This is a genomic window from Streptomyces sp. NPDC003720 (assembly GCF_042875075.1).
In the GTDB taxonomy this organism is placed as follows: Bacteria; Actinomycetota; Actinomycetes; order Streptomycetales; family Streptomycetaceae; genus Streptomyces.
Genome location: NZ_JBIANZ010000015.1, coordinates 112,094 through 131,224 on the forward strand (window position 1 = coordinate 112,094; position 19,131 = coordinate 131,224).

General features: G+C 73.5%; 10 protein-coding genes and 1 pseudogene. 6 read left to right on the forward strand and 5 right to left on the reverse strand.

The genetic code is table 11. The features are described 5' to 3' along the window. The first annotated feature begins 1 nt into the window (after window position 1). Both ACFYU0_RS32985 and ACFYU0_RS32990 read left to right on the forward strand, forming a co-directional pair. Window positions 2-826, forward strand: a complete 825-nt coding sequence (locus tag ACFYU0_RS32985; protein WP_351662762.1) for a lysozyme — start codon at window positions 2-4, stop codon at window positions 824-826. A 130-nt stretch (window positions 827-956) separates the two neighbouring features. Next, entirely contained in the window at window positions 957-3,329 is a 2,373-nt protein-coding gene (locus tag ACFYU0_RS32990) for a SpoIIE family protein phosphatase (RefSeq protein WP_389305992.1), read from the forward strand. 97 nt (window positions 3,330-3,426) lie between these two features. Here ACFYU0_RS32990 and lon read toward each other — a convergent pair whose 3' ends face one another. Then, window positions 3,427-5,847: an endopeptidase La gene (lon, locus tag ACFYU0_RS32995; protein WP_389305994.1), complete on the reverse strand. Its 2,421-nt coding sequence runs from the start codon at window positions 5,845-5,847 to the stop codon at window positions 3,427-3,429. A gap of 138 nt (window positions 5,848-5,985) precedes the next feature. On the opposite strand from lon, the gene ACFYU0_RS33000 reads away from it, so the two are divergent. From ACFYU0_RS33000 to ACFYU0_RS33015, 4 genes are all read left to right on the forward strand, one after another. Next, entirely contained in the window at window positions 5,986-6,663 is a 678-nt protein-coding gene (locus tag ACFYU0_RS33000; protein WP_351662753.1) for a spermidine synthase, read from the forward strand. A 109-nt stretch (window positions 6,664-6,772) separates the two neighbouring features. Then, window positions 6,773-7,513: a response regulator transcription factor gene (locus ACFYU0_RS33005; protein ID WP_351662751.1), complete on the forward strand. Its 741-nt coding sequence runs from the start codon at window positions 6,773-6,775 to the stop codon at window positions 7,511-7,513. Beyond that, entirely contained in the window at window positions 7,510-8,631 is a 1,122-nt protein-coding gene (locus ACFYU0_RS33010; RefSeq protein ID WP_351662749.1) for a HAMP domain-containing sensor histidine kinase, read from the forward strand. Before ACFYU0_RS33005 ends, ACFYU0_RS33010 begins: the two co-directional genes overlap by 4 nt. Window positions 8,632-8,933: 302 nt before the next feature. Further along, complete coding sequence (locus ACFYU0_RS33015) at window positions 8,934-12,761, forward strand: multifunctional oxoglutarate decarboxylase/oxoglutarate dehydrogenase thiamine pyrophosphate-binding subunit/dihydrolipoyllysine-residue succinyltransferase subunit (protein ID WP_351662746.1); 3,828 nt, start codon at window positions 8,934-8,936, stop codon at window positions 12,759-12,761. Window positions 12,762-12,913: 152 nt separating this feature from the next. Here ACFYU0_RS33015 and fxsT read toward each other — a convergent pair whose 3' ends face one another. The 4 genes and pseudogenes from fxsT to ACFYU0_RS33035 all read right to left on the reverse strand — a co-directional run. Beyond that, on the reverse strand, window positions 12,914-15,916 hold the full coding sequence (gene fxsT, locus ACFYU0_RS33020; protein WP_351662743.1) for an FxSxx-COOH system tetratricopeptide repeat protein: 3,003 nt from the start codon (window positions 15,914-15,916) through the stop codon (window positions 12,914-12,916). Window positions 15,917-15,990: 74 nt separating this feature from the next. Next, the gene (locus ACFYU0_RS33025; RefSeq protein ID WP_389305998.1) at window positions 15,991-17,280 is read right to left on the reverse strand and encodes an aKG-HExxH-type peptide beta-hydroxylase; all 1,290 of its coding nucleotides are present in this window, start codon (window positions 17,278-17,280) and stop codon (window positions 15,991-15,993) included. After that, window positions 17,277-17,546 (reverse strand): hypothetical protein, encoded by a 270-nt coding sequence (locus ACFYU0_RS33030; protein WP_389306000.1) that lies wholly within the window; start codon window positions 17,544-17,546, stop codon window positions 17,277-17,279. Before ACFYU0_RS33030 ends, ACFYU0_RS33025 begins: the two co-directional genes overlap by 4 nt. Window positions 17,547-17,637: 91 nt before the next feature. Beyond that, a pseudogene (locus ACFYU0_RS33035) lies at window positions 17,638-19,131 on the reverse strand (hypothetical protein); the annotation flags it as partial.

Below are 19,131 nucleotides of genomic sequence, written 5' to 3' on the forward strand. Positions count from 1 at the left end.
CATGCCCGTGCACAGACCTGGTTCCCTCCGCCCGCGCCCGCTCGCCGTCCTCGTCACGGCCCTGCTCATGGCGCTCGGCCTCGCCCTCCCGCTCACCACCGCCCAGGCGGCGACCACCCCCAGCCGCGGCTCGGCGTCCATGGGCATGGGGGTGGCCGCCCACGACGGGCAGCACGGCACCCCCAGCACCGGTGACGCGACCCAGACCGAGGGCGTCGACGTCTCCGGCTACCAGGGCAACGTCGCCTGGTCGACCCTCTGGAACAGCGGCGTCCGCTGGGCCTACACCAAGGCCACGGAGGGCACGTACTACACGAACCCGTACTTCGCCCAGCAGTACAACGGCTCGTACAACGTCGGCATGATCCGCGGCGCCTACCACTTCGCCACCCCGGACACCACGAGCGGCGCCACCCAGGCCAACTACTTCGTGGACCACGGCGGCGGCTGGTCCCGGGACGGCAAGACCCTGCCCGGCGTGCTCGACATCGAGTGGAACCCGTACGGCGCCGCCTGCTACGGCAAGACCGCGAGCGGGATGGTCAGCTGGATCGCCGACTTCCTCAACACCTACAAGGCGCGCACCGGCCGGGACGCCGTGATCTACACGGCGACGAGCTGGTGGACCGACTGCACCGGCAACTACGGCGGCTTCGCCGCCAACAACCCGCTGTGGATCGCCCGCTACGCCTCGACCGTGGGGACGCTGCCGGCGGGCTGGTCGTACTACACGATGTGGCAGTACACCTCCTCCGGCCCGACGGTCGGTGACCACGACAAGTTCAACGGCGCACTGGACCGGGTGCAGGCCCTGGCCAACGGCTGATCCCCGCCCCGCGTCCCACCACGGCGGCCGTCCCCGCGGACGGCCGCCGTTGCGCTGCGTTGGTGCTCCGCGCCGCCCGGGATCATTCTGGTCAGGGAGAGCCTGCCGGACAGGGGCGAGATGAGCGGCGATGGAGCGACAGTCCACGTACACGGCCACGGCCACCATCGATGAGCAGGGCATCCTCACCAGCTGGAGCGAGGGTGCCCGCAGGCTGCTCGGCTACGAGGACGCGGTCGTCGTCGGACGGCCCGCCACCGCGCTGCTCGCCGCCGCGGACGGACCGGCGGTCCGGCACGCCCTGGCCGGCCACGACCGCTGGCACGGCACGGTCGCGCTGCGGCACCGGGACGGCCGGCGGCTGGAGCAGGGGCTGCTCGCCCACCGCCGGACGCGGCGCGCCGGCGAGTCCGGCTGGCTCGTGGTCACCGCCGTCGCGGACCGGCCGCAGCCGCCGCGCGGCGAGCCGCTGGAGGAGTGGACCTTCATCCAGTCCCCCTTCCCGCTGGCGATCTTCGACACCGAACTGCGGCTGATGCGCGCCAACCGCCGGCTGGAACGGGCGCTGTCCCTGCCCGAGGCGGCGATGCGCGGGCTGCGGCTGACGCACATCGCGCCCGGGCCGGCGCGGGACGAGGCCGAGCGGACCATGCGCCAGGTGCTGGAGACCGGGGAGCCGCGCGAGGTGCGGGCCGTCCTCGGACCCGACCTCGACCGGCCCACCGTGCTCACCCCGCTCAAGGACGGCACCGGCGCGGTGCGCGCGGTCTGTCTCGCGACCCAGCGGCACGCCCCCGGCCCCGCGCTCCGGCAGCACGCCCCGGACGAGACCGCCGCGCACGATCCCATCGCCCCCGGCCTGGAGCGCACCGCGCGGGAACTGGCCGACGCCGCGGTCCCCCGGCTCGCGGACTTCACGGCCGTGGACCTCTTCGACTCCCCGCCCGCACCCGGCGGCCCTCACGACGCGTCCGGCGCCGGCGCCCGGCGGGCCGTCCTGCGCCGCGCCGCGGTGCGGGCCGAGTCCGACGACGGCGGCCCCCCGGCCGGGCCCGGGGTGGGCGGGACGGTCGCCTACGAGCCGGGGACGGCTCCCGCCGAGTCCCTGGCCACCGGCCGGTCCGTGCTGCGCGACTCCTCGGACCCGGTGGGCCCGGGGAGGGCGGCCGCGGACCCGGGCGCCGCGCGGCCGGGCCCGTCCGGCCCGCACTCGCTGATCGCGGTCCCGCTGCTCGCCGAGGGCAGCACGCTCGGCGTCGCCCTCTTCGGCCGCGACCGGCGCAGGGAGCCGTTCGGCCCGCAGGACCTGCTGCTCGCCGAGGAGCTGGCCGCCCGGGCGGCCACCGGCCTGCACAACGAGCGGCGGTACGCCCGGCCGCACCCCGCCGCCACGGCCGCGCAGCGCGGCCTGCTGCCGCACGCACCGCCCGGCCAGGACGCCCTGGACATCGCCGGCCGCCGTCTGCCCGCCGGCGCCCGGGCCGGGGCCGGCGGTGACTGGTTCGACGTGATCCCGCTGTCCGGGGCGCGCGTCGCCCTGGTCGCCGGCCACGTCGTCGGCCACGGGACGCGGGCCTCCGCCACCACGGGCCGGCTGCGCACGGCGGTGCGCACCCTGGCCGACGTCGACCTCCCCGCGGACGAACTGCTCACCCACCTCGACGACCTCGTGCTGCGGCTGGCCGCGGACGAGGGCGCGGACCCGGCCGGCGAGGCGGCGGGCGGCATCGGGACCACGTGCCTGTACGCGGTCTACGACCCGGTCTCGCGTCACTGCGCCCTGGCCCGGGCCGGCCACCCCCCGCCCGCCGTGGTCACCCCGGACGGCGCCGTCCGCATCCTCGACGTGCCCGCCGGCCCGGCGCTCGGCCTCGGCGGGCGGCTCCCCTTCGAGGCCCTGGAGACCGAGCTGCCCGAGGGCAGCCTGCTCGTCCTCTACACCGACGGACTGCTCGAACCCCACGATCCCGACGCCGACGAGGCACTGGACCCGCTGTTCGGCGCCCTCGGCCGGCCCGCGCCGACCCTGGACGCGCTCTGCGACCGGGTGCTGACCGAGCTGACGACCCGTCGTCCCGACGACGACGCCGCCCTGCTCGTCGCCCGCACCCGGGCGCTGCGCGCCGACCGGGTGGCCTCCTGGGAGCTGACGAGCGATCCCACGGTGGTGGCCCGGGCCCGCAAGCACGCGAGCGACCAGCTCTCCGCGTGGGGGCTGGAGGAGGCCGCCTTCACCACCGAGCTGGTGGTCAGCGAGCTGGTCACCAACGCCATCCGCCACGGCCGGCCGCCCATCCGGCTGCGGCTGATCCACCAGGACCCCACCCTGATCTGCGAGGTCTACGACGCCAGCGGCTCCACCCCGCACATGCGGCGCGCCCGGATCTACGACGAGGGGGGCCGGGGCCTGCTGCTGGTCGCCCAGCTCTCCGAACGCTGGGGCACCCGGCACGACCGGGTGGGCAAGACCGTGTGGGCGGAGCAGTCGCTCTCCGCGGACTGAGCCCGGCGCCCGCGGACGCGGTGAGGGGCGCCCGCGGACGCGGTGAGGGCCCGGGTCCCGTGCGGGACCCGGGCCCTCCCTCATCCGGGGGCGTCCGTCACGCCGCCACCGGAACCTCCGGCTCCGCGCCGTTCGCGGCGGGCGCGAGGGCCAGCTCCAGGACCTGGCGGACGTCGGTCACGGCGTGGACGTCGAGCCTGTCCAGCACCTCGGCCGGGACGTCGTCCAGGTCGGGCTCGTTGCGCTTGGGGATGATCACGGTGGTCACCCCGGCGCGGTGGGCGGCGAGCAGCTTCTGCTTCACCCCGCCGATCGGCAGCACCCGGCCGGTCAGCGAGACCTCGCCGGTCATCGCCACGTCGGTGCGGACCAGCCGGCCGGAGAGCAGGGAGGCGAGGGCGGTGGTCATGGTGATGCCCGCGCTCGGCCCGTCCTTCGGGACCGCGCCCGCCGGGAAGTGGATGTGCACGCCCCGGTCCCTCAGGTCGCCCACCGGCAGCTCGAGTTCGGCGCCGTGGCTGCGCAGGAAGCTCAGCGCGATCTGCGCCGACTCCTTCATCACGTCCCCGAGCTGACCGGTCAGGGTCAGTCCGGCCGCGCCGGTCTCCGGGTCGGCGAGGGACGCCTCCACGAAGAGCACGTCGCCGCCGGCGCCGGTGACCGCGAGGCCGGTGGCCACGCCCGGGACGGAGGTCCGGCGCTCGGCCGGGTCCTGGGCGGACTCGGGCACGTGGTGCGGGCGTCCGATCAGCGCGCGCAGATCCTCGTCCCGGACGGTGAACGGCAGCTCGCGCTCACCGAGTTCGTGCTGTGCCGCGACCTTGCGCAGCAGCCGGGCCAGGGACCGCTCCAGGGTGCGCACGCCCGCCTCGCGGGTGTACTCGCCGGCGAGCCTGCGCAGCGCGCTCTCGTCGATCGTGACCTCGTCCCGGTCCAGGCCGGCCCGCTCGAGCTGGCGCGGGAGCAGGTGGTCACGGGCGATGACGACCTTCTCGTCCTCGGTGTAGCCGTCCAGCCGGACGATCTCCATCCGGTCCGCGAGCGCCTCCGGGATGGCCTCCAGGACGTTCGCGGTGGCGAGGAAGACCACGTCGGAGAGGTCGAGTTCGACCTCCAGGTAGTGGTCCCGGAAGGTGTGGTTCTGCGCGGGGTCGAGGACCTCGAGCAGGGCCGCCGCCGGGTCGCCCCGGAAGTCGGAGCCCACCTTGTCGATCTCGTCGAGCAGCACCACCGGGTTCATGGACCCGGCCTCCTTGACGGCGCGGACGATCCGGCCGGGCAGCGCGCCGACGTACGTGCGCCGGTGGCCGCGGACCTCGGCCTCGTCCCGTACGCCGCCGAGGGCGACCCGGACGAACTTGCGCCCCATGGCGTGCGCGACGGACTCGCCGAGGCTGGTCTTGCCGACGCCGGGCGGGCCCACGAGCGCCAGCACGGCGCCCCCGCGCCGCCCGCCGATCACGCCGAGGCCGCGCTCGCCGCGCCGCTTGCGCACCGCCAGGTACTCGGTGATGCGCTCCTTGACGTCCTCGAGCCCCGCGTGCTCGGCGTCGAGCACGGCCTTGGCGCCCTGGATGTCGTAGGCGTCCTCGGTGCGCTCGTTCCACGGCATCTCCAGCACCGTGTCCAGCCAGGTCCTGATCCACGAGCCCTCGGGCGACTGGTCGCTGGACCGCTCCAGCTTGTCGACCTCCTTCAGGGCGGCCTCGCGGACCTTCTCCGGCAGGTCGGCGGCCTCGACGCGGGCGCGGTAGTCGTCCGACTCCTCGCCGTCGCTCTCGCCGTTCAGCTCGCGCAGCTCCTTGCGGACGGCCTCGAGCTGGCGGCGCAGCAGGAACTCGCGCTGCTGCTTGTCGACGCCCTCCTGGACGTCCTTGGCGATGGTCTCGGCGACGTCCTGCTCGGCGAGGTGGTCGCGCAGTTGCTGGGTGGCGAGCTTCAGCCGGGCCACCGGGTCGGCGGTCTCCAGCAGCTCGACCTTCTGCTCGGTGGTCAGGAAGGGCGAGTACCCGGAGTTGTCGGCGAGCGCCGAGACGTCGTCGATGGCCTGGACCCGGTCCACGACCTGCCAGGCGCCGCGCTTGCGCAGCCACGCGGTGGCCAGGGCCTTGTACTCCTTGACCAGGTCGGCGACCTGGCCGGGCAGCGGTTCCGGAACGGTCTCGTCGATCCGCGCGCCCTCCACCCACAGGGCCGCGCCCGGACCCGTCGTGCCGGCGCCGATGCGCACCCGGCCGCGGCCCCGGATCAGCGCGCCCGGGTCGCCGTCGGCCATCCGGCCGACCTGCTCGACGGTGCCGAGCACACCGGTCTTCGCGTAGGTGCCGTCGACGCGCGGCACCAGCAGGACCCTGGGCTTGCCGGGCTCCGAGCGGGCGGCGGCCTGCGCCGCCTCCACCGCGGCCCGCACCTCGGCGTCGCTCAGATCCAGCGGGACCACCATGCCGGGCAGCACGACCTCGTCGTCGAGCGGCAGCACCGGCAGTACGAGCGTGAACGCCGTGGACTCAGCAGCCATGATCTCCCCTTAGGCAGTCAACTTGAGCTATGCCGACTCAATGTCCGACGGCCCGCCGTTGTTCCCGGCCCGCCGTTCGCTGTGAGCGATCACCGAAATTCCGGTGCCCCTGACGCCGGATCAGAGCAGGATGGGCGCATGACTGCCGCGTACGACTCCCCCGTGGTCCTGGACCGTCGCGAAGGCCCGTACGGCGAGGTGGTGCTGCGCAGGCACGGCGCGCTGCTGCAGATCATCGCCAACGGCTGCTTCCTGATGGACACCTCCGACGGCCGCTCGGAGCGACTGCTGGTGGACGCGGCGTACGACGCGCTGGACGGGCGCCCGGCGCCCGAGGTGCTGATCGGCGGACTGGGCGTGGGGTTCTCGCTCGCGCACGCCGCGGCCGGCGGACGCTGGGGGCGGATCACCGTCGCCGAGCGGGAGCCGGCCGTCATCGACTGGCACCGCCGGGGCCCGCTGGCGGAGGTGTCCGCCGCGGCGCTCGGCGATCCGCGCACCCGGATCGTCGAGGCGGATCTGCTCACTTATCTGAAGGAGACATCGGACACGTTCGACGCTTTGTGCCTCGACATCGACAACGGGCCGGGCTGGACCGTCACCGAGGACAACGGCGGCCTCTACTCCCCGGCCGGACTCGCCGCGTGCGCAAGGGTGTTGAGGCCGGACGGGGTGTTTGCAGTATGGTCGGCCGAACCCTCTCCGGAATTTGAAGGAACCTTGCGGAATGCCGGATTCCGTCAGGTGCGTACCGAAGAGGTCCCCGTTGCCCGGGGCGTTCCGGACGCCGTACACCTCGCCGTCCGCCCTGGATAGCGACGGCACGGCCTGTCCCCGTAATGTGCTGCCCTGGCGCGGATCATTCAAGCGTCAATCGCAGTCATGGGATCACCCCACTGATTCCGGAAAGCAACAGGGGCGGGCGATGGAGCAGACACACACCTCCCAGACCGGCGCGGCCACGACCACCCCCGGCGCACAGCGCCGGGTGCTGGTGGTCGAGGACGATCCCACGATCGTCGACGCCATCGCGGCCCGGCTTCGCGCCGAGGGATTCCTCGTGCAGACCGCGGCCGACGGACCGGCCGCGGTGGACACGGCCGAGGCCTGGCAGCCCGACCTGCTGATCCTCGACATCATGCTGCCCGGCTTCGACGGCCTCGAGGTCTGCCGCCGCGTGCAGGCCCAGCGCCCGGTGCCGGTGCTGATGCTCACCGCGCGCGACGACGAGACCGACATGCTGGTCGGCCTCGGGGTCGGCGCCGACGACTACATGACCAAGCCGTTCTCGATGCGGGAGCTGGCCGCGCGGGTGCACGTCCTGCTGCGGCGGGTGGAGCGGGCGGCCGTCGCCGCCTCCACGCCCCGCTCGGGCATCCTGCGGCTCGGCGAGCTGGAGATCGACCACGCGCAGCGCCGGGTGCGGGTGCGCTCCGAGGACGTCCACCTCACGCCCACCGAGTTCGACCTGCTGGTGTGCCTGGCGAACACCCCGCGCGCGGTGCTCTCCCGCGAGCAGCTGCTGGCCGAGGTGTGGGACTGGGCGGACGCCTCCGGCACCCGGACCGTGGACAGCCACATCAAGGCGCTGCGCCGGAAGATCGGCGCCGAGCGGATCCGCACGGTGCACGGCGTCGGGTACGCGCTGGAGACGCCGACGCCATGAGCGCAGGGCGGGAGGCCGCACGGAGGAGCCCCGGGAACTCCGCGGAGGAGCCCTGGGGCGGCGTACGCCCGTTCTCGATCAAGACCAAGCTGGGCGCGCTGGTCGTCATCTCGGTGCTGATCACCACGGGTCTGTCCATGATCGCGGTGCACACCAAGACGGAGCTGCGCTTCATCACGGTCTTCTCGATGATCGCCACACTGCTGATAACGCAGTTCGTGGCCCATTCGCTCACCGCCCCGCTGGACGAGATGAACACGGTCGCCCGCTCGATCTCGCAGGGCGACTACACCCGCCGGGTGAGCGAGGGCCGCCGGGACGAGCTGGGCGACCTCGCCGTGACGATCAACGTCATGGCGGACGAGCTGGAGGCCCAGGACCGCCAGCGCAAGGAGCTGGTGGCGAACGTCTCGCACGAGCTGCGCACCCCGATCGCGGGCCTGCGCGCGGTGCTGGAGAACATCGTCGACGGGGTCACCGAGGCCGATCCGGAGACCATGCGGACGGCCCTGAAGCAGACCGAGCGGCTCGGCCGGCTCGTGGAGACGCTGCTGGACCTGTCCCGGCTCGACAACGGCGTCGTACCGCTGAAGATGCGGCGCTTCGAGGTGTGGCCCTACCTGTCAGGCGTGCTGAAGGAGGCCAACATGGTCGCCTCCGCGCGCGCGGGCATCGCCTCGGGCTCCGGCAGCCACACCCGGACGGACGTGCACCTGCACCTCGACGTCTCCCCGCCGGAGCTGACCGCGCACGCGGACCCCGAGCGCATCCACCAGGTGGTCGCCAACCTGATCGACAACGCGGTCAAGCACAGCCCGCCGCACGGCCGGGTGACCGTGAAGGCGCGGCGCGGGCCGCAGCCGGACTCGCTGGAGCTCGAGGTGCTGGACGAGGGCCCGGGCATCCCGCGGTCGGACTGGCACCGCGTGTTCGAGCGGTTCAACCGCGGCGCGGTGACCCGGCCGCACGGTCCGGGCAGCGACGGCGGCACCGGCCTCGGCCTGGCGATCGCGCGCTGGGCGGTCGATCTCCACGGCGGCCGGATCGGTGTGGCCGAATCCGAGCGCGGCTGCCGGATCATTGTCACTCTTCCGGGAGAGACTTCCATCCGAAGTTGACGTAGGGTCCGAACCGGAACCTCAAGATCCACGAGCGTCCGCGCAGCCGGACACGTGTGATCAGGGGCGGGCCCCGAAGACGCGTGCCGCAAGGCCGCGCCGGGCCCCGCTCGGCGATCCCGCACACCCTCTCACGCATCCGGAACCACACTTGTTTCCCGCCATATCAAGCCCTGAAACAAGATTTCCGGTGTGACTTACGCGACGATGGACGGGCCCGACCTGACCTTCACGGTCTTGGAGGCGTAGCCTTTATTCCCGCTGTCCATAACCTTGTGAAGCGGAAGAGGGCGGTTGCCGCCGTGTCGCCACAGTCCCCCAGTAACTCGAGCATCTCGACCGACGACCAAGCCGGGAAGAACCCCGCCGCGGCGTTCGGCCCCAACGAGTGGCTCGTCGACGAGATCTATCAGCAGTACCTCCAGGACCCGAATTCGGTAGACCGTGCCTGGTGGGACTTCTTCGCCGACTACAAGCCGGGTGCGCCTGCCGCGTCGGCTCCGGCGGGTACTGCGGCCGCGGGGGCCGCAGGGACCACCACCCCGGCTCCCCAGGCCCAGCCGGCCGCTCCGGCCCAGGCCGCTCCCGCTCCGGCGCCCGCGGCCGCTCCCCAGCCCGCCGCGGCCCCGCCCGCCGCTCCGGCTCCCGCCGCTCCCGCCCCCGCGGCGAAGGCGGCGGCCCCCGCCCCGGCCAAGCCGGCGACGCCCGCACAGGCGCCCGCTCAGCCGAAGGCCAAGGCCGCCCCCGCCGCCGAGGCCCCCGAGGGTCCGGAGTACGTGACGCTGCGCGGGCCGTCCGCCGCCGTCGCGAAGAACATGAACGCCTCGCTGGAGCTGCCGACGGCCACCTCGGTCCGCGCGGTCCCGGTGAAGCTGCTGTTCGACAACCGGATCGTCATCAACAACCACCTGAAGCGCGCCCGGGGCGGGAAGATCTCCTTCACGCACCTGATCGGCTTCGCGATGGTGCAGGCCATCAAGGCCATGCCGTCGATGAACTACTCGTTCGGCGAGAAGGACGGCAAGCCGACCCTCGTCAAGCCGCCGCACGTCAACCTCGGCCTGGCCATCGACCTGGTGAAGCCCAACGGCGACCGCCAGCTCGTCGTGGCCGCCATCAAGAAGGCCGAGACGCTGAACTTCTTCGAGTTCTGGCAGGCCTACGAGGACATCGTCCGCCGCGCCCGCGACGGCAAGCTGACGATGGACGACTTCACCGGCGTGACGGTCTCGCTCACCAACCCCGGCGGTCTCGGCACCGTCCACTCCGTGCCGCGCCTGATGCCCGGCCAGTCCGTGATCATGGGCGTCGGCTCCATGGACTACCCGGCCGAGTTCCAGGGCACCAGCCAGGACACGCTGAACAAGCTCGGCATCTCGAAGGTCATGACGCTCACGTCGACCTACGACCACCGGGTGATCCAGGGCGCCGCCTCCGGCGAGTTCCTCCGCCAGGTCGCGAACCTGCTGCTCGGTGAGAACGGCTTCTACGACGACATCTTCGAGGCCCTGCGCATCCCCTACGAGCCGGTCCGCTGGCTCAAGGACATCGACGCCAGCCACGACGACGACGTCACCAAGGCCGCGCGGGTCTTCGAGCTGATCCACTCCTACCGGGTCCGCGGCCACGTCATGGCCGACACCGACCCGCTGGAGTACCAGCAGCGCAAGCACCCCGACCTGGACATCACCGAGCACGGCCTCACCCTGTGGGACCTGGAGCGCGAGTTCGCCGTCGGCGGCTTCGCCGGCAAGTCGATGATGAAGCTGCGCGACATCCTCGGCGTGCTGCGCGACTCGTACTGCCGCACCACCGGCATCGAGTTCATGCACATCCAGGACCCCAAGCAGCGCAAGTGGATCCAGGACCGCGTCGAGCGCCCGCACTCCAAGCCGGAGCGCGAGGAGCAGCTGCGCATCCTGCGCCGCCTGAACGCGGCGGAGGCCTTCGAGACCTTCCTGCAGACGAAGTACGTCGGCCAGAAGCGCTTCTCGCTGGAGGGCGGCGAGTCCGTCATCCCGCTGCTGGACGCGGTCATCGACTCGGCGGCCGAGTCCCGCCTGGACGAGGTCGTCATCGGCATGGCCCACCGCGGCCGCCTGAACGTCCTCGCCAACATCGTCGGCAAGTCGTACGCGCAGATCTTCCGCGAGTTCGAGGGCAACCTCGACCCGAAGTCGATGCACGGCTCCGGCGACGTGAAGTACCACCTGGGCGCCCAGGGCACCTTCACCGGTCTGGACGGCGAGCAGATCACCGTCTCGCTGGCCGCCAACCCCTCGCACCTGGAGACCGTCGACCCGGTCATCGAGGGCATCGCCCGCGCCAAGCAGGACATCATCAACAAGGGCGGCACGGACTTCACGGTCCTGCCGGTGGCGATCCACGGCGACGCGGCCTTCGCGGGCCAGGGCGTCGTGGCCGAGACCCTGAACATGTCGCAGCTGCGCGGCTACCGCACCGGCGGCACGGTCCACATCGTCATCAACAACCAGGTCGGCTTCACCGCGGCCCCCGAGTCCTCGCGTTCGTCCATGTACGCGACGGACGTGGCCCGCATGATCGAGGCCCCGATCTTCCACGTGAACGGCGACGACCCGGAGGCCGTCGTGCGCGTCGCGCGGCTCGCCTTCGAGTTCCGCCAGGCGTTCAACAAGGACGTGGTGATCGACCTCATCTGCTACCGCCGCCGCGGTCACAACGAGTCGGACAACCCGGCCTTCACCCAGCCGCTGATGTACGACCTGATCGACAAGAAGCGCTCGGTGCGCAAGCTCTACACCGAGTCCCTGATCGGTCGCGGCGACATCACCCTGGAAGAGGCCGAGCAGGCCCTGCAGGACTACCAGGGCCAGCTGGAGAAGGTCTTCACGGAGGTCCGCGAGGCCACGTCCCAGCCGGCCTCCGGCCCGGTGTCGGACCCGCAGGCCGACTTCCCGGTCGCCGTGAACACCGCGATCTCCACGGAGGTCGTGAAGCGGATCGCCGAGTCCCAGGTCAACATCCCCGACTCCTTCCACGTCCACCCGCGTCTGCTGCCGCAGCTGCAGCGCCGGGCGACGATGGTCGAGGACGGCACGATCGACTGGGGCATGGGCGAGACCCTCGCCGTCGGCTCCCTCCTGCTGGAGGGCACCCCGGTCCGTCTGTCCGGCCAGGACTCCCAGCGGGGCACCTTCGGCCAGCGCCACGCGGTCCTCATCGACCGCGAGACGGGCGAGGAGTTCACGCCGCTGATGTACCTCGCCGAGGAGCAGGCGCGGTACAACGTCTACAACTCCCTGCTGTCCGAGTACGCGGTCATGGGCTTCGAGTACGGCTACTCGCTGGCCCGCCCCGACGCGCTCGTCATGTGGGAGGCGCAGTTCGGCGACTTCGTCAACGGCGCGCAGACGGTGGTCGACGAGTACATCTCGGCGGCGGAGCAGAAGTGGGGCCAGACGTCCGGCGTCACCCTCCTCCTCCCGCACGGCTACGAGGGCCAGGGCCCGGACCACTCCTCGGCCCGTGTCGAGCGCTTCCTGCAGCTCTGCGCCCAGAACAACATGACGGTCGCCATGCCGACCCTCCCGTCGAACTACTTCCACCTCCTGCGGTGGCAGGTGCACAACCCGCACCACAAGCCGCTGGTGGTCTTCACCCCGAAGTCGATGCTGCGCCTCAAGGCCGCCGCGTCGAAGACGGAGGAGTTCACCTCGGGTCAGTTCCGCCCGGTCATCGGCGACGCCTCGGTGGACCCGGCCGCGGTCCGCAAGGTCGTCTTCGTGGCGGGCAAGCTGTACTACGACCTGGAGGCCGAGCGGGTCAAGCGCGGTGTCACCGACACGGCGATCATCCGCATCGAGCGCCTGTACCCGCTGCCGGGTACGGAGATCCAGGCCGAGGTCAACAAGTACCCGAACGCCGAGAAGTACCTGTGGGCGCAGGAGGAGCCGGCGAACCAGGGTGCCTGGCCGTTCATCGCGCTCAACCTGATCGACCACCTGGACCTGGCGGTCGGCGCCGACATCCCGGCCGGCGAGCGGCTGCGGCGCATCTCGCGTCCGCACGGCTCGTCCCCGGCGGTGGGCTCCGCGAAGCGGCACCAGGCCGAGCAGGAGCAGCTGGTGCGTGAGGTGTTCGAGGCGTAGGCCTCCGGCGGTTCAGCCGAATCGGGCCCGGCTCCGAGTTCCTGTGAACTCGGAGCCGGGTCCTTCGCCTACTGGGTGGGGTGGTCGGGGATCCGCGCGGCTGCGGGTGTGTGTGGGGGGCGCGCCGTTCCCCGCGCCCCTTCGCGGCGCGGTCAGCCCAGGTAGGGCTCGAAGTCCCAGTAGGGGCGGGTTCGCTGGCGGGCCGAGATGGTGTGGGGGTGCTGGGCGCCGAGGGTGCGGGTGAGGCCCAGGAGGCCGTCGTCCTCCAGCTTTCCGGCCTCCTCGTGCTCCCGCGCGGCCCGCAGATCGGCGGCCAGCGCCACCTGGCAGGAGAGCGTGAGCGGATGCTCGTGCCCCAGCGTGTGCCGGGCCCGGCGCAGGGTCTCCCGGCTCAGCTCCACCGCGTCGGTGATCCGGTCGCCCAGGTTGCGGGCGCTGGCCGCGTTGAGGGCGCAGCCGAGGACCCACGGATGGTCGGGGCCGAGGGTGGCGGTGAGGCCCGCGAAGGACGCCTCGAACATGGCCAGGGCCTCGGCGCGTTCACCGGCGGCCTGCATGACGAGACCGGTGTTGGAGAGCATGCCGGTGGCGACCGGGTGGGCCGGGCCGAGCAGCGCACGGTAGCCGACCTCGGCCCGGTCGATCAGCTCCCGGGCCTGGTCGAGGTCGCCGTGCTCGCGCAGGTAGTTGCCGTAGTTGGTGGTGAAGGCCAGGGTCCGGTAGTGGTCACCGCCGTGCACCTGGGCGAGCTGCTCCAGCAGGTTCGCCATCTCGGGTCCCAGGTCCTGGATGTGACCGCCTTCCCGGCGGCGGCACATGACGAGCTGGCCGCGGGCCGAAAGGGTCTGCGGATGCCGTGCGCCGAGCACCTGCAGGCTCAGCCGGACCACGGTCTCCTGACGGGCCAGCGCGTCCCGGTACCGGCCCAGCAGCCGCAGGTCGTGGGCGACGGCGCCGCCCGAGTTGAGGGTGCTGATGTGCCGGGCGCGCAGGACGTTGTCCCGTCTGGCGAGCGTGTCCAGGTCGAGTTCGTACGCCTCCTGGTAGCGGCCGAGCAGCCGCAGTCCGACGCCGTGGTTGTGCCGGGCGATGAGCGCGGGGCCCTCGTCCGGGCCGAGCAGTCTGCCGTAGCCGTCGAGGACTTCGCGCTGCAGCTCGTACGCCTCGTCGTAGCGGCCCAGGTGGCGCAGGCTGGCGGCCATGGCGCCCTTGGTGGACAGCTCGGCCAGCTCCGGGGGCGACGCGGCGGCGCCGAGGCGCTGGTGGACGGCGCGGTCGAGGTCGTAGGCGTCGCGGAACCGGCCGCTGGCCCGCAGGATGTTGCTCTCCTGCGTGGTGAGGTCGAGCATGGGCTGCGCCAGCGGGTCCATGATCCGGGACCAGCGGTCGCGGATCCGCCGGGCCAGGTCGAGGCCGCCCTTGTACTCGCCGCTGCGGTAGCAGTAGCGCAGGCAGTTCAGCACGGTCTCCTGGACCCGTGGCTGGGCGCTGCCGAGGGCGCCGGAGGGCTCCAGGTGGGGCAGCAGTTCCGCGTACCGGGGCCAGTTGCGGCTGTCCAGCGGGTTGCCTGGGTCGGCCTGGGCCAGCAGGGTGCGGACCGCCTGGCGGTGCACGGCCCGGCTCTCCTCGCTGGTCAGCTTGGAGACGATGTCGTGGACCAGCCGGTGCATGTGCACCGACTCCTGGTGCGGGCCCATCTCGACGCCCACCGGGCCGCGGGTCTCCCGGGTCAGCACCGAGTAGTTGACCAGCGTGTCCAGGGCGCGGGTCCAGGCGGTCAGGTCGCCGGACATCCAGCGCAGCTGCTCGGGCAGGTCGGCGTGCGGGTAGGCGCGGATGAGGCCGAGCGGGATGCGTCCGGGCGCGAACGAGGTGCACAGGCCGAGGATGTCGATGGTCTGCGGCTGGGCGCCGCGCAGCCGGTTGAGCAGTATCGACCAGGACGTCATGGACGAGCGCGGGAAGCCCTCGCCGGTGGCGGGCTCGTCCACGGTGGACAGCCGGCGCTCGCGCACCATGCGCAGGTACTCGGGCACCTCCATGCGTGACTCGCCGAGCCAGGAGGCGGCCTGGACGAGCGGCAGCGCCACGTCGCCGAACTCGGCGGCGACCTCGTCGGCCTCGGCGGCGCTGATGTGCGGTGCGCGGCGCAGCAGGTAGGCGGTGGACTCGGCGCGCAGGAAGGCGGGGATCTCGAGGATGTCGGTGTGCTCGCCCCAGCCGCGGTTGCGGGAGGTGACGAGGACGTGGCCCGCGCCCTGCGGGAGCAGGGTGTCGACGCCCTCGGTGTCGTCCCAGCCGTCGAAGATCAGCAGCCAGCGGCCGTAGGGCTCGCCGCGGCGCAGGGCCTCCCGGACGGCCCGGATGCGCTCGCCGGGTTCGTTGCCGACCCGAAGTCCGAGCTCCACGGCGAGCTCCCCGAGCCGGTCGCGCTGGATGTTGCGGTCGTCGGAGTTGACCCACCACACGACGTCGTAGTCGGTGCTGAACCGGTGCGCGTACTCGGCGGCGAGCTGGGTCTTGCCGATGCCGGACATGCCGAGCAGGGTGCAGACGGCGGCTCCCCGGTCGGCGTCGGCGAGTTGCTGGTGCAGGCTGGTGAGCAGGTCGTCCCGGCCGGTGAAGCGCGGGTTGCGGCGGGGGACCTCGCCCCAGATCTCGCAGCGGTTCTCGGGGTAGCGGGCCCGGTGGGCGGTCGGCCGCGGGACCCGGCGGCGCTCCAGGCCCAGCCGGCGCAGCAGCCGCTCCTCGGCGGCCTCCTCGCTCAGGCCCCACAGACTGGCCGGTTCGAGGACCGCGGTGGCCGGCAGCAGCGACCGGTTGGTGAGGTTGACGGCCGCGAACCGGTCGGCGTTGGCCGCGACGAAGCCGCGCAGGGCGTCGTTCCACTCCCCCGCCGGGCGCGGTCCCAGCTCGAAGAACCAGTCGTCCAGGACGAGCAGCACCGGGCCGGAGGCCAGCAGCAGGTCGGCGAGGGAATCCTCCAGCGGGGTCTCGCGCGGCGGGTCCCAGCGCTGCAGCGTGGCCTGGTGTCCGTGGCTCTCCAGGCACTGGGCGATCCAGGCCGCCCAGGCCCGGTGGTAGCCGGGGAAGACCACCAGGATGCGTTCGGAGGCCGGAGCCCCGTCCCCGCCCGACCGCCGCTGTTCCGCCATCGCACGCTCCCTGTTCCCGCCACCGCACTCTCACGGCACACGCTAACGCACAGAAATTACGCCCCTGCGGAGCGTCACAGAACATTTTGGGCCGCCACGCCGAGACCGGCGTGGTGACGCTCCATGCCCTGGACGAACTCCCTTCCCGCTACGGTCAGTTCATCGGATTCCAGGAGGAGGGACAAGGCCTGCCCCACCTCCTCGCGGAACAGCTCGAACCGCTCGCCGGCCCGGCGCCGCCACGCCGGTGCGGCCCCGGCGCCGGTGCGCACCCTCCACCACAGGTCGGTCAGCGCCAGATGGGCGTAGGCGCCCTGCAGCACGGCCGGGACCGGGCGGGGGTCGGGGCGCCAGCCGACCCGGTGGACCGCGCTCCCGCCGGGCGCGCACAGCGGGACCAGTTCGTCCAGCGCCGCGAGCTTGCTGTGGTGGGTCTCGTGCACCAGGGACTCCGCGAGTTCTCGCGCCGTGCCCGGCAGCTGGATCAGCGCGGCGCCGGGCGCGGACCTGCGGGTGGCGCTCATCGGGGTGGCGCCCGGCCCGGCGGCGGCCAGCGGGACCACGGCGCGCAGCAGGGCGCCGGTCTCGGCGGCGCGCCGCCCGTCGACCGCGGTCAGCAGTTCGCGGGCGCGGCGCCAGCGGCCGGCCCAGGCCTCCCAGGGGGAGTCGGCGCGGTCGGCGGCGGGCGGCGCTCCGGGGACGCTGCCGGGCGGGAGCGCCCGGTACGGATCGAGGTCGTCGAGGCGGACGGTGCCGCCGGGCAGCGTCCGCAGCGCCCTCCAGCCTGTCCCTTCGCCGTTTTGGGGGGCCGCGCCGGGCGCGGACCGCCGTGCCGGACGCGGCAGGACCGCCTCGGTGCGGCCGTCCGCGTCCGCGATCCGCGCCCCGCCCGGCCCGCCGCTCAGCCGGACCAGGCCCGAGGGGCAGCGCAGCACGCCCAGGCCGGGCAGCACCAGCAGGCCGGTGGGCACGGCCAGGGTTCCGGCCGGCGGGTGGCCCGCGCGGACGGCCGCGGCGACGGCGACGCCGCCGAGGTGGGCCAGATGCCGTTCGAACGCGGCTCCCTGGGGCGCGGCGAGCGCGGCGGCCAGCCAGGCGCCGGTCATCGGGTAGTCGAGCACCTCGCGAACGGCGGCGGGGTCGGTCCGCTCGGCGGCCGCCAGCAGCGCCCAGGCCCGCTCGAACTCCCGGTGGGCGGCGGGCTCCAGGAGCCGGCGCTGGCGGTCGACGCGCACCAGGAGGGACTTGAGGAGCAGCATGCGACGCGCGTGGACCGCGGCACGCAGTGCCTGCGTACCGCTGGGTGTGGGGCGGGTGCCGGCGAGCGCCCCGAAGACCTCGGCGGGTATCGGCGCCGAGGTCATCCCCGCTCGTCCGGCCGCCGGCCGGGCTCGCCGAGTCCGGCTGAAAACGTACCCGCCCGGGACGGCTGCACCTCGCCCTCGCCGTCGCTGAACCAGACCTGCCGGCACTCGGTGGCGTCCCGCAGGACGAGGTCGACGGCCGCGGTCAGTTCCGGATCATCGAGAAACCGCAAGGTACGCAGGTCGACGCCGATGAGGTCGGGCAGACGCGCGGCATGCCCGGCGTCCCGGCCGGGGGCGGCCGCCCCGCTCCACTGCTCCGCCACACTCGGCTCCTCCCTGCCCGCGAACGGCCCGCTCCGTCGTCATGGCTGCCCAGTTCTTCCCGACAGCCCGGAAGTGGAAACCCTGACCAGATCAACTCCGGTCAAGTTCTGACCAGTTCGCCCACTCTTCGGTCCACGGCCACCAGGGCGGAGCGATCCGCTCCCATTCCTCGTCGGGCAGTTCCCGCACCGCACGAGCCGGTCCCTCACCGGTCACCGGCTCCGCCTCCGCGCGCCGGGTCAGCTCGACGTCCGCCCAGTCGACCGGGCGCAGCGCCCCCGCCAGCCGCTGCCACTGCTCCCGCGCCGCCCGGTAGGCCCCGGCCGCCGCTGCGGGCCGGCCCATCAGGGCCAGCACCGCCCCGCTGCCGTGCCGCGCCCGGGCGGAGGTCACCGAGCCCGGGTCCTCGCCGTGCGCGGCCCGCGCCTCCCGGTCCGCGTTCTCGTAGGCCTGCAGGGCGTCCACCAGTACGGGCGCCCCGGCCCGGCGCCAGCCCTCCAGCCGCACCCGGCCCAACTGCAGCCAGACCTCGGCCCGTACGGCCGCGTCGGCGGCCGCGCGCACCGCCTGGCCGAGCAGGTGCCGGCTCTCGAACAGGTCGGGCAGGAAGCCGAGGTGGCGGAAGCGCTGGGCGAGCGCGCTGCCGACCAGTCCCTGCAGCCGCCCGCGGTGCGCGGACCGGGCGGGGAGCGCCTGCAGCGCTTCGCGCAGCACGTACTCGGCCCGGTCCACGATCCTCGCGCCGTCCCGCGCGGAGGCCCGCCGCAGCAGTGACTCGCCCCAGGAGGTGAGGAGCTGCCAGCGCAGGGCGCCGTCGGCGGGGGCGAGCAGCGCGGCCCGCTCGTAGGCCTCGTCGGCCTCCGGGGCCTCGCCCGCCGCGTCGTGGAAGGCGGCCAGCGCGGCCAGGCTGGGCAGCAGCAGACCCGGGTCGTCCCCGGCGGCCCGCAGGGCCCGCAGCAGCGCCTGCCGGGTCTCGCCGTCCTCGGCCCCGGCCTCCCGCAGCGCCCGCGCCAGGTCGAGCAGGGCCGGCCCGCGTACGGCGTCGGGGGCCCGCTCCAGGTCCAGCGTGGCGCAGGCCTCACGGAGTTCGCCGATGGCGGCGGCGGGATGCCGCAGGTCGAGCAGGATCCGGCCACGCAGCAGCAGCCGGGAGCGGTGGGCGGTGACGTACCAGGGCGCCTCGCCGGCAGCGGTCAGCGCCCGGTGCTGTGCCGTGCTCGCGCCGCGAGCCGTGGCGTCCGCGGCCGCCCTGGCGGCCGGGACCGTACCGTCGGCCGTCCCGTCGCCGGCGCCGGTGCCGGGCCTGGTGCCCTCGTCGGCAGCCGTCGACGCCCGATGCTGTGCCGTGGTCGCGCCGCGAGCCGTATCGTCCGCGTCCGCCCGGGCGGCCGGGACCGTACCGTCGGCCGTCCCGTCGCCGGTGCCAATGCCGGTTCCGGGCCTGGTGCCCTCGTCGGCAGCCGTCGACGCCTGGTGCTGTGCCGTAGTCGCGCCGCGAGCCGTATCGTCCGCGTCCGCCCGGGCGGCCGGGACCGTACCGTCGGCCGTCCCGTCGCCGGTGCCAATGCCGGTTCCGGGCCTGGT